Annotated in this window: 9 protein-coding genes; 3 read left to right on the forward strand and 6 right to left on the reverse strand. The window is 72.4% G+C overall.

Translation table 11 applies throughout. The features are described from left to right. Nucleotides 1–138: 138 nt before the first annotated feature. The 5 genes from AB0I79_RS35460 to AB0I79_RS35480 all read right to left on the reverse strand — a co-directional run bounded on the left by AB0I79_RS35460 (nucleotide 139) and on the right by AB0I79_RS35480 (nucleotide 8,243). On the reverse strand, nucleotides 139–2,604 hold the full coding sequence (locus AB0I79_RS35460; RefSeq protein ID WP_357882791.1) for a hypothetical protein: 2,466 nt from the start codon (nucleotides 2,602–2,604) through the stop codon (nucleotides 139–141). Nucleotides 2,605–2,670: 66 nt separating this feature from the next. Further along, nucleotides 2,671–5,055: a hypothetical protein gene (locus tag AB0I79_RS35465; protein WP_357882794.1), complete on the reverse strand. Its 2,385-nt coding sequence runs from the start codon at nucleotides 5,053–5,055 to the stop codon at nucleotides 2,671–2,673. Nucleotides 5,056–5,118: 63 nt separating this feature from the next. Then, nucleotides 5,119–5,970, reverse strand: coding sequence for a carbohydrate ABC transporter permease (locus AB0I79_RS35470; RefSeq protein ID WP_357882797.1), 852 nt, complete (start codon nucleotides 5,968–5,970; stop codon nucleotides 5,119–5,121). Beyond that, nucleotides 5,967–6,950, reverse strand: a complete 984-nt coding sequence (locus AB0I79_RS35475; protein WP_357882800.1) for a sugar ABC transporter permease — start codon at nucleotides 6,948–6,950, stop codon at nucleotides 5,967–5,969. The genes AB0I79_RS35470 and AB0I79_RS35475 overlap by 4 nt, the downstream gene beginning before the upstream one ends. 3 nt (nucleotides 6,951–6,953) lie before the next feature. After that, nucleotides 6,954–8,243 carry an extracellular solute-binding protein gene (locus tag AB0I79_RS35480; protein ID WP_357882803.1) on the reverse strand — a complete coding sequence of 430 codons (1,290 nt, stop codon included), beginning with the start codon at nucleotides 8,241–8,243 and terminating at the stop codon, nucleotides 6,954–6,956. 283 nt (nucleotides 8,244–8,526) lie between these two features. Between AB0I79_RS35480 and pulA the strand changes: the two genes are divergently transcribed. Together pulA and AB0I79_RS35490 are read left to right on the forward strand one after the other, a co-directional pair. Beyond that, nucleotides 8,527–11,448: a pullulanase-type alpha-1,6-glucosidase gene (gene pulA, locus AB0I79_RS35485; RefSeq protein WP_357882806.1), complete on the forward strand. Its 2,922-nt coding sequence runs from the start codon at nucleotides 8,527–8,529 to the stop codon at nucleotides 11,446–11,448. Between the two features lie 151 nt (nucleotides 11,449–11,599). Further along, on the forward strand, nucleotides 11,600–12,247 hold the full coding sequence (locus AB0I79_RS35490; RefSeq protein WP_357882809.1) for a hypothetical protein: 648 nt from the start codon (nucleotides 11,600–11,602) through the stop codon (nucleotides 12,245–12,247). Between the two features lie 65 nt (nucleotides 12,248–12,312). On the opposite strand, the gene AB0I79_RS35495 is transcribed toward AB0I79_RS35490, so the two are convergent. Further along, nucleotides 12,313–12,927 carry a Uma2 family endonuclease gene (locus AB0I79_RS35495; RefSeq protein WP_357882812.1) on the reverse strand — a complete coding sequence of 205 codons (615 nt, stop codon included), beginning with the start codon at nucleotides 12,925–12,927 and terminating at the stop codon, nucleotides 12,313–12,315. A 244-nt stretch (nucleotides 12,928–13,171) separates the two neighbouring features. On the opposite strand from AB0I79_RS35495, the gene AB0I79_RS35500 reads away from it, so the two are divergent. Continuing rightward, complete coding sequence (locus AB0I79_RS35500) at nucleotides 13,172–13,894, forward strand: VIT1/CCC1 transporter family protein (RefSeq protein WP_357882815.1); 723 nt, start codon at nucleotides 13,172–13,174, stop codon at nucleotides 13,892–13,894. Nucleotides 13,895–13,897: the final 3 nt, after the last annotated feature.

Here is a 13,897-nt window from a genome sequence, read left to right on the forward strand (position 1 = left end):
AACTAAAAGAAAATTTCAGATCTTGTACGCCTCCCACCTCGCCTTTCAGGATGGTTCGCAGCGCGACAGGCGCTCTACCGCGAGCTCGCGCCGGCCGCGATGGCGGGGCTGGAGCTGCTCGTCCGCGAGCTGCCCGGCCTACACCTCGCCCGCGAGGACGTCGTCATGGCGGCCACGCTCATCCACCGCGCGCCCGAGCGGCTCGTCCTCACCTGGTAGGCGCACCCCGGCGTGCAGCACCAGCGGCACGGCCAGCGCCACCGCCATGGACAGCACGGCCGTGCCGGAGTCGTTGACCAGCATGCCGACGACGCCGCTGGCCAGCGCGCCGACGAGCCCGGCCCGCAGCATGGGCGCCCGCGCGAACGCCCTGGGCACCAGGCCCGCGCTCACCTGCCCGGGCCGCAGCACCGCGAACACCAGGAACACCAGCCCGGCCAGCACGATCGGCATGAGGTTGGGCGAGAGCAGCGTGTGCAGCATGGCGCCGAGCTTGCGGCCGATCATGGGCCAGAACGTCCCGTCGAGCACCTGCCCCACGAACCTGCCCAGGTGCGTCTGCGACTGCGGCGGCCGCAGCCAGTCCAGCACCGCGATCACCGACACGGCGACCCCGCCGAGCGCGCTGAAACCCACCAGTTTCAGCACCGACACCTTCCTGCCCGCCACCAGCAGCGCGGTCACGGCGATCCCGGGCGCGAACGCGATCACGCCGCCGAAGTCGCTGCCCACGCCCGGCCAGCCGGCCAGCAGCGTCGCGATCACGCCCAGGCCGGTCACCCCGGCCACGGCCAGGCGCCTGCGCCCGGCGCGTACCAGGTGCTCGGCGGCCACGGCGGCGCCCATCAGCACGGACGTGGCCAGCAGCGCGAACGGGATGTTCGCCAGCCCGTAGTAGCGCCCGCCGACCACGGCGGTGTATCCCATGAGCGCGTTGAACTGCAGGTGCGTCCCGGTCAGCAGGTCGCCGACGAGCACCGCGAAGTTGATCACGCAGACGGCCGCCGGCGGGCCGAGCGGGTCGCGCCGCCACGGGCCCAGCAGGGCGATCGCGCTGAGCGCCGCCGTCACCGCCAGCACGCAGCCGATCAGGGTCGGCGGGATGTTCGGGCTGTGGTCCCAGGGCAGCAGGTTCACCACGTACGTCGAGACGGGCAGGCAGGCCATCGCGATGGCGGCCACGCCGACGAATCCGAGCCTGCGCCGGCGGGAGAGCAGGAGGTAGGACGCGACGTAGAAGGCGACCGTGAGGGTGGCGAAACCGGTGAAGAAGTAGCCGGTCATCCCGCGCACGGTGGTGCCGGCCAGGTCGGCCCGCACGAGGTCGGCCGAGCTGATCGGCTCGCCGAGCCGCCACGGCAGCCCGATCACCTCCGGCGGGGTGGCGATGCCGGCGGCGGTCAGGACGGTCGGGGTGACGTCGGGCAGCAGCACGATGTCGTCCCGCCGCGCCGAGTTCCCCCCGATCCGCGGCCCCACCACCTCGCCACCGGCGTAATCCGCACCACCACCGGCCCGCACGCTCGCATCCACGCCACCGCTGACCCGCACGCTCGCATCCACGGCACCACCGGCCCGCACCTCCGCATCGCTTCCATCGCCGGCCCGGGTGCGCACATCGGCACCGGAGCGCACGGCCTCGTCACCGCCGGAGCGCACGTGCGCATCGCTGCCGGAACCGCCGTCGGGCCGCGCGGCCGGGGTGGCGCCGGAGCCGCTGCCACCGGGCGTCGTGGTCCCGGCGCGCTTCCAGATGGCCACGCGCAGGTGCGGCGTGGAGCCGTGGTCACTGATGCCGGCCAGCACGATCTCGGTGCCGGCGGGCAGCCGGTCCAGCGCCGCGCCGACCTCGGCGTCGGCCTGGCGGGCCAGATCGCGCCGCCGCTCGGGCGAGAGCGCCTCGGGCTCCTGCGGCAGCCTGCCGTCCCCCAGGTACGGCTCGATGAGCGCGGCCACGTCCACGGCGAGCACCCGGCAGCGCGACCAGTCGCTCAGCCCGGCGGGCGTGGCGGCGTACAGATCGACCTCGCCCTCCTTGTCGGCCAGCGCGAGCGCCGCGCCCCTGCCGACGGCGGCCGTGCAGTGGCCGGCGGCGTGCACGGCCGCGCCCAGCGTGCCCGCGTTGGCGCCGTCCCGCGTGGCGTGCAGCTCGCGCATCCCGGGGACGACCGCGCCCTGCCCGCGGACGATCGGCTCGGGGGAGAGCCCGCAGCGCCGCCCCACGGCCGCGCGCACGCCCGACGACACGCTCAGCCACCCGTCGTACGGGCAGGTCACGGTGCCGACGGCCTTGACCGACAGGGATCCGAGCCCGCTCTGCCCGGCCAGCTCCCACAGCCGCGGCGTGTCACGCGGATCGAGATCGTCCCACAACAGCCCCGGCACCCCGATGAACGCCACCCGCCCACCGGCGCCCTCGCCCGCCCCAGCCCCAAGACCGGCCCCGGCCACCCGGCTCACCCCGGCGCCCTGACCGGCCCCGGCGTCCTGGCCCGCTCCGGCTCTCTGACCGTTCCCGGCCTCCTGGCCCGTCCCGGCGACGGCGACGGCCGGGCCCGACCACCACATCGTCCCGACCACCAGCAGCAGCAGTACCCACCTCACCGTCGAGCCCCCATCCGGATGCGGCGATCGATTCGGAACGCGGGCCACCCTACCCGTGCCGAGGGCTCAGGCGGCGGGTTTGACGGTGATCAGCCGATCCAGTGCCGCGTCGTAGGAGGGATCGAGCCAGTAGCCGGAGTGCCACCGCGTCTCGGGCAGCGGCTCCCCCGGCCCTGGCCGGAGCGGATCCCAGCAGAACCGGTCCACCGCGTCCCGCTGCCCGCCGGCGAGGGGATCGACGCGGCGGAAGGCGGGACCGCCGATGGGGTCGCTCAGCCGGTAGAGGTTGCACCAGCTCACGCGCTCCCGTACGGCGCTCAGGCCGGCGCCGCCGAAGTAGGCGGGGAAGAACGGCGCGTACAGGCGGCGCAGCGGCGACCCGTGCGTCAGCAGCCGGACGCGCGCCCGCTGCCCCGGATCGAGCTGCAGCACCAGGGCGGCCACGATGACGCTGCCCTGGCTGTGCCCGGACAGCACGACCTGGTCGCGGTCGGTGGGGGCGAGCCGGCCGACGCGCGTCATGAGCTCGGGGATGACCCGCTCGGTGTAGCAGGGCGGCGACAGGGGGTGGATGGCGCGCGGCCAGAACGTGCAGATGTCCCACAGGATCCCGACCGTCCTGCGCAGCCGGGTGTCACGGTACGTGCGCCGCCCGATCACCACCAGCGCCACCACGACGGCCACCATGGCCCAGCTCCCGATCGAGGCGAGCAGCCCGGCGATCCCGCCGTCCGGCGTGAACAGCCGCAGCCGGTGGATCACGGTCACGGCGGCGGAGCCCGCGACCCCGATCCCGGTGAGCACGCCCAGCACGAGCCCTGCGCGGTCGGTGAGCGCCGCCAGCGCCCACGTGCGCGCGACCACCCGGGCGTCGTCGCGTTCCAGGTAGTACGGCTTGAGCTCCGGCGCCAGCCGCCCCGCCTCCGCCCGGCGGCTCAGCCACAACCCGGCGGCCACGACGACGAGCCCGGCCAGCAGCAGCGGCACGAGCACCGCCGTCCACCAGACGGCTTCGTCCAGGAACAGCTTCCCGCCGACGGGCTGCGGCGAGGCGGGATGCGCGGGGACGCCGAAGTACGCGGCCGTCCAGAACAGCAGCCCGAGCGCCATCACGTTCGCGCTGCCCACGGCCACCATCAGCACCACCCACGCGGCCATCCCGCCCAGCGCCCGCCCCTCCCCCGGCCCGTCTACCGCGATGCCCTCCCCACCCGGCGCAACACCCTGCCCACCCGGCGCGACACCCTGCCCACCCGGCGCAGCACCCTGCCCACCCGGCGCGACACCCTGCCCACCCGGCGCGACACCCTGCCCATCGGACTCGCCCTGCCCGCCGGGCTCGCCCTGCCGATCCATGCGGGCCAGCACGGCCGTGGCGACCAGGAGGAACAGCGCCAGCCCGACCGTCACCGCGTACTGGAACGTTCCAATCCCGACGCCGGGCAGCCACCACGCACTCGTCCCCGCCACGCGGGCCGGCATCCCCGCCAGTGCCGCCCCGGCCGTGGCCAGGAACGCCACCGGCGCGGCCACCCGCAGCGCGTGGCACGCGAACGTCAGCCACGCGGGCGCCTGCTGCCCGGTGTGCGGATCCAGCCGCCGGGCGATGGACGGCAGCGCGGCCAGCACGGCGGCGGCGAGCATCACGCCCGCGTTGGCCACGGTCAGCGCGAGGCCGGTGGCCGTGCCCGCGAACGGCGCCGACACGGCCACCGCGATGGAGCCGATCGAGAAGGCCACGTGCACGACCCGCAGCCGCCACACCGGCGCGGCCCCGTGCCACAGCCTCGGCCTGGCCAGCAGCACCCCGTCCTGGAAGGCGGTCTCGGGCGGCACCGTGCGCTCGTCCCGCAGCCAGGTGCGCCGCGCGATCCACCACAGCAGCACCACGACCAGCAGCGGCACCAGCGCGGTGACGGCCAGCCGCCTGGACGGCTCGTCGCCCCACAACACGCCGAGCCAGCGCACCCACCCCGGCGCCGTGTCGTAGGTGCAGGCCCGCCCGGCGGCCGTGCACTGCCAGCCGACGAGGTCGACGCTGGCCCGGGTGACGGCGCCGACGAGCGTTCCGGTGAGCAGCAGCGCGAACAGCCGCTGCGCCGCCTCCGTCACGTGCCGCAGCCGCACGCCCCGCGCGGGCCTGGGCAGCATGAAGTAGGACAGGTTCGCCAGCGAGAACGGCAGCAGGAGCAGCCACAGCGCGATCGTGCGGCCCCCGGAGGTGAGATTCCCCCACGCGTACGCCTCGCGGCGGCGCACGCCGGGCACGTCCGGATGGTCGCCGGACGGCCGCCCGCCCTCCCACCACCGCCGGTAGAACCCGGTGGTGCCGTCGCCCGCGACGAGCCGGGGGTGAGGGTGGCCGAGCGTGCCGGCCGGGGGCGTGCCGGAGACGCCGTGCACGCGGAGCTCGGTCACGCCCCCGCAGGTCTCGTCGAGGAATCCGTCCATGCGACCAGGATCCAGCCAAGACCACGATTACGCAAAGTGATTGTTCGATTACCTGAAGGCTTGTCACGCCTTCGTGGCACCGGCCGTGAGACCGGTGATCAGATGCCGCTGGACCAGCAGGAACACCACGCCCGCCGGGATGGCGATGAGCACCGCAGAGGCCGTCATCAACCCCCAGTCGGACCAGTGCTGGCCGATGAACTGCTGCAGCCCCACGCCCAGCGTGCGCTTGTCCTCCTGCGACATGAACACCGTGGCGTACCCGACCTCGCCCCAGGCGGTCATGAAGCAGTAGAACGCGGTCACCGCGATGCCGGGCCGCGACAGCGGCAGCACCACCCGCCAGAACGTGCCGAACGGCGTCAGCCCGTCGACCATCCCGGCCTGGTCGATCTCGATCGGCACGGTGTCGAAGTAGCTCTTCATCATCCAGGCGCAGAACGGCACCGCGATCGTCATGTACGCGATCACCAGGCCCGGGATCTGGTTCAGCAGCCCGAGCCCGGCCATCAGGTTGTACAGCGGGACGATGAGGATGGCCACCGGGAACATCTGGGTGATCAGCAGCAGCCACATCACCGACCGGTGCCCGGGGAAGCGGAACCGGCTGACCGCGTACCCGGTGGTGGCCGCCAGGAACACGCCCAGCACCATGGTCAGCCCGGCCGTCAGCACGCTGTTGAGCAGCCACTGCGGGAACGCGGTCTCCGTCAGCACGCGCGCGTAGTTGTCCAGCGAGGAGTCGTTGAAGAACTGCAGCTCCGTCGACAGCCAGCCGTCGCGCGGCTTGAGCGAGGTCAGCACCAGCCAGACGACGGGGAACAGGGAGACGGCGACGGCCAGCAGCAGCCCGGCGTGCAGGCCGATGGAGGCCAGCGGGCCGCGCTCGCCGCGCCGCCGCGTTCTCGTGCTCACCACGGATCTCCTTGACTGCGCAGGGTACGGCGGTAGCCGACGGCCAGCACGACCAGCATGGCCAGGATGATCACGCCCCAGGCCGCCGACCCCGAGTAGTTGCGGATCCCGGTGAACGCCTCGCGGAAGGCGTAGGTGACCAGGATCTCCGTCTCGCTGCCCGGCCCGCCCCGCGTGACCAGGAAGATGATGGGGAACATGTTGAACGTCCAGATCGTGCCCAGCAGCACGACCGTGCTCGACACCTGGCGCAGCCCGGGCAGCGTGATCGCCGTGAACCGCTGCCAGGCGCTCGCCCCGTCCACCTCGGCCGCCTCGTACAGCTCGGCCGGGATCGACTGCAGCCCGCCGAGCAGGGCGACCATCATGAACGGCACGCCGATCCAGACGTTCACAACGATCACCGCGATCTTCGCCGTGGTCGGGTCGTCCAGCCAGCCGACGCCGCCCAGCCCGGCCATCTTGAGGAAGCCGTTGATCACGCCGTAGTCGCTGTTGTAGAGGTAACGCCAGATGAAGGCGGCCACGAACGCGGGCACGGCCCACGGCAGGATCAGCAGCACCCGGTAGACCGAGCGGAAGCGCAGGCGGCGGTTGAGCATCACGGCCAGGCCCAGGCCGATGCCGTAGTGCAGGGCGACGCAGGCGGCCGTCCAGACCACGGTCCACACCAGCTTGTCCCAGAACACGCCGCTGGTCAGGATGCGCGCGTAGTTCTCCAGGCCGACGAACTCGTAGCTCGCCGGGATGACGTTCACGCCGATGGTGCGGCCGATGTTGGCCTCGGTGGCGTCCGTCAGCGACAGGTGGACGCCGCGCGCCAGCGGCCAGCCGATCAGCACCAGCATCACCACGAGCACGGGCGTGACCATCGCCCACGCGTACCAGTGGGTGCCGAACGAGCGCCGCAGCGGCCCCGGTCGTTCACGGCCGCGGGCGGACTCGCCCGCGGCCGTCACCTTTCCGGTGGAGACCGTCACCGGTCAGCTCCAGTCCTTCATGATCCCGCGATACTGCTCGTCGACGGTCTTGAGCATGTCCGCGGGCCCCGACTTGCCGCCCACGAGCGACTGGTAGCCCTCCAGCAGCGGCTGGAAGAGCTGCCCGCCCTCCGGGATCCACGGACGTGGCACGGCGGTGTCCATGATCGGCTTGAACACCGCGACGTCCGGGTTGCCCTGCACGTCGGGGTCGCTGTAGGCGGAGGTGCGGGTGGGCAGCAGGCTGATCTCCTTGGCGATCTTCGCCTGCGCCTCCGCCGTGGTCATGAACCGGACGAACTCGTAGGCGGCCGGGATGTTCTTGGAGCCGGCGTAGATGGCCAGGTTCCAGCCGCCCGTCGGAGCCGCCGCCTTGACCGAGCCGGCCGGGACCGGCGCGATGCCCAGGTTCTTCTTGTCCTGGAACTCCTTGCCCTGGTAGATCTCCGACAGCGCCCACGGCCCGTTGTAGATCATGGCCGCCTTGCCCTCCTTGAGGGCGGTCATGGCGTTGGCGTAGCTCTCGGTGGTGGCGGGCTTGGGCGCGGCGCCCGAGCTGATCAGGTCGGCCACGGTCTCCATGGCCTTCACGTTCGCCGGGGAGTTGACCACGATCTTCTTGTTGGCCACGTCGAGCAGGTCGCCGCCCTCGCCGTACATGAAGGGCAGCAGGAAGTAGGAGTCGACGTTCAGCGCCAGGCCGGCGGCGCCGGTCTTGGCCTTGACGTCGAGCGCGGTCCGCTTCAGCTCGGCGATGGTCTTCGGCGGCTCCTCGTGCCCGGCCTCCTTCAGCAGCCGCTTGTTGTAGATCAGCGCGAGCGTGTCGGTGACCTGCGGCACGGCGTACGTCTTGCCGTTGTACTCGGTACTGCTCAGCGGCCCGGGCAGGAAGTCGTCAGGCCGGTCCACGGCGCGGGTGCCGTCCAGCGGCTGCAGGTAGCCCAGCGACGCGAACTGCGACGTCCACGCCACCTCCGACCTGATCACATCCGGCGCGCCGGCCCCCGCCTGGGCGGCCGTCTGGAACTGGTTCTGCGCCTGGTCCGAGGGCACGTTCACATAGTTGACCTTGACCTGCGGGTACTTCGCCTGGAACTCCTTGATCAACGCCTGGAACGTCGGCCCCTCGCTGTCGGGGCGCGTCGTGTCCCACCACGTCACCTCACCGCTCACCTTCGACGGGTCGGAGACCTGGGCGGGCGGAGCGGCGGTCTCACCACCGCCGCCTCCACAGGCGGAAACCGTCAGGACGAGTGCCGCAACGGCCGCCGCGGACGGTAAGAGTCGTCGCATGTCCTTCTCCTCACAGCTCGGTCGGAGGTCGGAGTAAGCCGGAGGTTACGCCGACGTGACGCCGATCTCCAGATGGCGGCGCAAGGATTCTGCAAGTTGTTACACGACGCCTTCCACGCCGGGAACCTCGCGCTGGTCGGCGTTTGCGCTGGTGGCAGAGTCCCGTTCGAAAGGCCGTCCTCCATGGTGAACGCCGGGCCGCCGTAGGTCAGCTCGCCCGCCCGTCAGCATGGGCTTACCTCATTTCAGTAATTTCCTGAAAGAGTTGCAAAGATCGGGTCGGATGGGGATCTTCCGGGCGACACGGCGCGGGCCGCCGACGAGAGCAGGACTGCATCACCGCCGCCCGGGCGGGAACCATGACGGCTGGGGGCTGCACGTGTGGGCAGGCGCCGCCGAGCCCACCGGCGGGGTCCCCACCGCTGCCGCCGGCGCGTGCCGGCGGCTTCGGGGCCGTGTTCGAGTGCCGCTCGCCGAGGGGGCGAAGAGCCTGAGTCACATCATCCACCAGGGCGACGACAAGGATCTGCCCGCCGGCCAGTCGCTCGACGTGTCCGCGCCGGGCCACGAGGGCTGGCGGCCGGCCAGCACCGAGGGGCTCCCGCTGCCGCGGCCCGCCACCACGGCCACGGACGCCGACCTGAGCAAGGCCAGGGCGCACTGGATCGACCGCGACACGGTGGCCTGGCAGGCCGAGCCGTCGCTGCGGCACTGCCTGGCCTTCAGCGCCGCGGGCGGCATCGCGTACGGGAACGGCGACCTGACCGGCGGCCCGCGGCTCATCCGGCTCGCGCCCGGCACGCTGAGCGAGGAGCAGCGGCGCGAGTGGCCGCACCTGGCCGCGTACCCGGCGCTGAAGGTGGACCCGCGCGACGCCGGCCTCGTCCGCGACGCGCTGCGCGGCCAGGTCGTGGCCGTGGCGCGGGACGCCGCCGGCACGCTGGTGGCCGCGACCGGCGTGCAGCTCCCGGGGGTGCTGGACGACCTGTACGCCAAGGCCGCCACCGCCACGCTCGGCCCGTCCGGCCAGGTCGTCCCGAGGCTCGCGCTGTGGGCGCCGACCGCGCGGAAGGTCGAGCTGGCCCTGTACGGCTCCGGCGGGCGTACGGAACGGCCGGTGGTGCACCGGATGCGGCGCGACGACGAGAGCGGCGTGTGGTCGGTGCGCGGGCTGCCGTCGTGGCTGGGGCGGGAGTACACGTACCTGGTCACGGTCTACTCCCCCAGGGCCGGCAAGGTCGTCACGAACGAGGTCACCGACCCGTACAGCCTGGACGTCACCGCCGACGGGGAGCGCAGCAGGCTCGTCAGCCTCGACGCCGCCGCGCACCGGCCGCCCGGCTGGGACCGGCTGGCCAAGCCCGCCGCGGTGCCGCTGGACAGGGCCTCGATCTACGAGCTGCACGTGCGCGACTTCTCCGCCTCCGACGCCACCGTCCCGGCCGCGCTGCGCGGCACGTACGCGGCCTTCCAGTGCGACGGCGCCGGCCTGCGCGAGCTGCGGGCGCTGGCCGCCGACGGCCTGACGCACGTGCACCTGCTGCCCGCGTTCGACTTCGCCACGGTGCCCGAGCGGGCGGCCGACCGGACGGAGCCGTCCTGCGACCTGGCCGCGCTGCCGCCCGACTCCGAGCTGCAGCAGGAGTGCGTGGCGCGCACGGCCGCGAAGGACTCCTTCAACTGGGGGTACGACCCGCTGCACTACACGGTGCCGGAGGGCTCGTACGCGACCCGGCCCGACGGGCGGATCAAGGAGTTCCGCGGCATGGTCGCCGGGCTCAACCGGGCGGGGCTGCGCGTGGTCATGGACGTGGTCTACAACCACACGCACTCCACCGACGTGCTCGACCCGATCGTGCCCGGCTACTACCACCGGCTCCTCGACGACGGCTCCGTGGCCACCTCCACCTGCTGCGCCAACACCGCGCCCGAGCACCTGATGATGGGCAAGCTCGTGGTGGACTCGGTCGTCACGTGGGCGAAGCAGTACAAGATCGACGGCTTCCGCTTCGACCTCATGGGGCACCACCCGAAGGCGAACCTGCTCGCCGTCCGCCGGGCCCTGGACGAGCTGACCCTGGCCGGCGACGGCGTGGACGGCACGTCGATCATCCTGTACGGCGAGGGCTGGAACTTCGGCGAGGTGGCCGACGGTGCCCGGTTCGAGCAGGCCACGCAGGCGAACCTGGCCGGCACCGGCATCGGCACGTTCACCGACCGGCTGCGTGACGCGGTGCGCGGCGGCACCCCGTTCGACGCCGACCCGCGCGTGCAGGGCTTCGGCTCCGGGCTGGCCGGGGCGCCCAACGGCTCCCCCGCCAACGGCACGGCCGAGCAGCAGCGGGCACGCCTGGAGAGCTACTGCGACCTGATCAGGATCGGCCTGACCGGGAACCTGCGCGACTACGTGCTGCCGTCCGGCAGGAAGGGCTCGGAGCTCGACTACAACGGCTCGCCCGCCGGGTACACCGCCGCGCCGGGCGAGGCGGTGACGTACGTGGACGCGCACGACAACGAGACGCTGTTCGACGCGCTGGCGTACAAGCTGCCGCAGGACACGCCGATGGCGGACCGGGTGCGCATGCACGCGTTGTCGCTGGCCACGGCGGTGCTGGCGCAGGGGACGGCGTTCGTGCACGCGGGCACCGAGCGGCTGCGCTCCAAGTCGTTCGACCGCAACTCCTACGACTCGGGCGACTGGTTCAACCGGCTGCTGTGGGACTGCGCGCAGGGCAACGGCTTCGGCGCGGGCCTGCCGCCCCGGGGCGACAACGAGGCCAGGTGGCCCTACGCCCGCCCGCTGCTCGCCGACCCGGCGCTGAGGCCCGGCTGCGCGGACATCGACGCCGCCCGCGCGCGGTACGGGGAGCTGCTGCGGATCAGGGCGTCGTCACCGGCGTTCGCGCTGGGGTCGCTGGAGGAGGTGCAGCGGCGGCTGTCGTTCCCCGCCTCGGCGGAGGGCGTGATCGCCATGCACGTGGACACCGAAGGGCTCGACCCGCGCTGGTCGTCGGTGACGGTCGTGTTCAACGCGACCCCGTCGGAGCACACGCAGGCGATGCCGTCGCTGGCGGGGCGGCAGGTGGCACTGCACCCCGTGCAGGCGGGCTCGGCCGACCCGGTCGTCCGCACGGCGTCCGCCGACCGCGCCACGGGCACGCTGACCGTGCCGGCCCGCACGGTCGCGGTCTTCGTGGGCGTGTGAGTGTGACGCGGGCGGGTAGGGGGAACGCTCATCGAGAACACCCCGCATCACTGGCATTGAGCCGCACTCCGGCGCAGACTGGTTGGACGGCGCTGGAGCGACGGCGATCGCGTGGAGCAGTGGAGCACCCGTGGACAATCACCTTGATCACATGCCGGTCCTTTCCCGCGGCAGGCATCGCAACCCGAAGCGCGGCGCGTGTTTCATGGAGCTGGCCTCCTACCTGGCCGGGGAGCGCTGGAGCGACCATCCGGCCTGCACTCACCCGCTGCTGGCCGCACTCGCCCGCCTGGTGAACGACAACACCAGTGACGAGAGCCGGGCCAAGCTCGTCCGGCTGGTGCCCTCCATCATCGGCCTGGCCAGCGACGACCTGCGCGTGGACGCGCACATCGCGCTGCGCTGCGCCACCACGGCCCTGCCGGTGGCGGCGGCCGAGCGGCAGCTCGCGCTCGCGGTCTCGGTGCTGGCGGCCGAGGAGATGCTGGCCCGCCTCGACGGCGCTCCGTCGGGGCGGATGAGCGAGCGCAGCCGGCAGGCGATGGAGGAGGTGCCGCACGCGGCCGAGCAGGCCAGGCGCTTCAGCCGGGCCGCCAGGATCACGGAGAAGGGCTTCCGCCGGTACGCGGCGCCGAACGCGGTTCAGCTCGCGGTGGTGGGGATCGTGCAGGCCTGCATCGCCGATCCGGACGCGTTGCTGCGCAGGCTGCTGGAGGAGACGATCGCGGAGTGCGACGCGTTGATCCGCGGCGAGCGGACCGCCGAAGCCCCTTCGGCCACGACCCCGGTCCACGCCTGACCAGGTCCGTGTCTCTGTAGCGCTGCTCAGCCGGCGCTACAGGGCAGACCCGCTACGGGGCGGATTCAGAGCAGCAGCTCAGCCGGATCGAAGGAGATGGGGAAGGGCTCGGGCAACGCCAGGTGCTCTCCGGCTCGTGCCTGGCCGGCCAGCTCGTACGCCTGCCCGTCGAGCCGGAACACCTCGACGCGCGGAATGTCGGCACCTTCCAGCTCGACCCTGATGAAGACCTCGATCCCGGCTTCGGCGTACTGGGCCGGCTTGACCTCGTAGTCACGCCTGCGACCGGACCCGAGGCTGACGACCTCGGCGACCGCCAGAACCTCCGAAGCCGGGAAGACGACCATGCGGGACATGACGAGGGCCCGCGGGAGCACCGCGACGTCGGGGATGAGGCCGTCCTCCCCCACCATCATGTTGACGGTCTCCACCGCCACGAGGTCCGGTTTCACCGCCTTGGCGAGGATGGCTCGCAAGCCACCGGCGCACAAGGCGCGCAGCCCCATCGGCGCTGGACTCACCTGGAAACTCCCGTCGATCAACTCGATGCGCTCCCGGGACTCGGGCAGCTTGAGCCAGTCATCGACGGTGTAACCGGACAGACGGCTGAGCGGGAACAAGGCGGCTCGCGTGGGTGGTGGATGCGCTGCCAGCCACCCCTCGATCGGCAGAGCACTCATGTCCTCGCCACCTTCCATGAAGCCGAGTCTCGCACGCCGCGCCCCGTCACGGCCATGTGCGTTCGCGCGATCACATCGAGTGACAGAGCGAGATTACCAGCGCTTGACCCGCCTCGGCACCTCTCCGAACATGGCCGTTCACCCTCTGCGACGCTGTGCAGGTCAGGCAAGCCTTTCCTTCGTTGCGAACCCATGTTCGCATATGTCAGATTTAAGGAAAGAGATCCGCATTTTGGAGGATTTGATGACCATCGAGCTTGTCCGGCCGGAAATCCCCGAGCACCACCACAGCCACCGCGACGTGACCGGCGGCTGGCTGCGGCCGGCGGTGTTCGGGGCGATGGACGGGCTCGTGTCGAACTTCGCGCTGATCGCCGGTGTCGTGGGCGCCGCCGGGGCCGGGCAGGGGGCGGTGCTGGCGGGGTTCGCCGGGTTGATCGCGGGCGCGTGCTCCATGGCCGCCGGCGAGTACACCTCCGTGAAGTCGCAGACCGAGCTGATGCGTGCCGAGATCGCCGTCGAGCGGCGGGAGCTGGCCAGGAACCCCGTGGGCGAGCAGGCCGAGCTGGCGGCGCTCTACCGGTCGCGCGGGCTCGACCCGGAGCTGGCCGAGCGGGTGGCCGCGGGGTTGTCGGCCGATCCCGAGCAGGCGTTGCGGGTGCACGTGCGCGAGGAGCTGGGCGTGGACGTCGACGACCTGCCCTCCCCGTACGTGGCCGCCGCGTCGTCGTTCGGCGCGTTCGCGGCCGGGGCGCTGGTGCCGCTGGCGCCGTTCCTGTTCGGGGCGTCCGGGCTGATGGTGGCGGTGGTGCTGAGCGTGGTGGCGCTGTTCGGGTTCGGGGCCGCCGTGGCGGTGATGACCGCCCGGCCGTGGTGGCTGGGCGGGCTGCGCCAGCTCGCCCTGGGCGTGGGGGCGGCCACCGTCACGTTCGGCCTGGGGCACCTGCTGGGGGTCACCGTGTCCTAGTCA

The sequence above is a fragment of the Nonomuraea sp. NPDC050202 genome, assembly GCF_040656115.1.
Lineage (GTDB): Bacteria > Actinomycetota > Actinomycetes > Streptosporangiales > Streptosporangiaceae > Nonomuraea.

What these genes read in the sequence shown, in the direction of transcription:
- AB0I79_RS35465 (WP_357882794.1), bottom strand. Translation starts at nt 5,055, where the DNA reads ATGGACGGATTCCTCGACGAGACCTGCGGGGGCGTGACCGAGCTCCGC.
- AB0I79_RS35480 (WP_357882803.1), bottom strand. Translation starts at nt 8,243, where the DNA reads ATGCGACGACTCTTACCGTCCGCGGCGGCCGTTGCGGCACTCGTCCTG.
- pulA (WP_357882806.1), top strand. Translation starts at nt 8,527, where the DNA reads ATGGGGATCTTCCGGGCGACACGGCGCGGGCCGCCGACGAGAGCAGGA.
- AB0I79_RS35490 (WP_357882809.1), top strand. Translation starts at nt 11,600, where the DNA reads ATGCCGGTCCTTTCCCGCGGCAGGCATCGCAACCCGAAGCGCGGCGCG.
- AB0I79_RS35500 (WP_357882815.1), top strand. Translation starts at nt 13,172, where the DNA reads ATGACCATCGAGCTTGTCCGGCCGGAAATCCCCGAGCACCACCACAGC.
- AB0I79_RS35495 (WP_357882812.1), bottom strand. Translation starts at nt 12,927, where the DNA reads ATGAGTGCTCTGCCGATCGAGGGGTGGCTGGCAGCGCATCCACCACCC.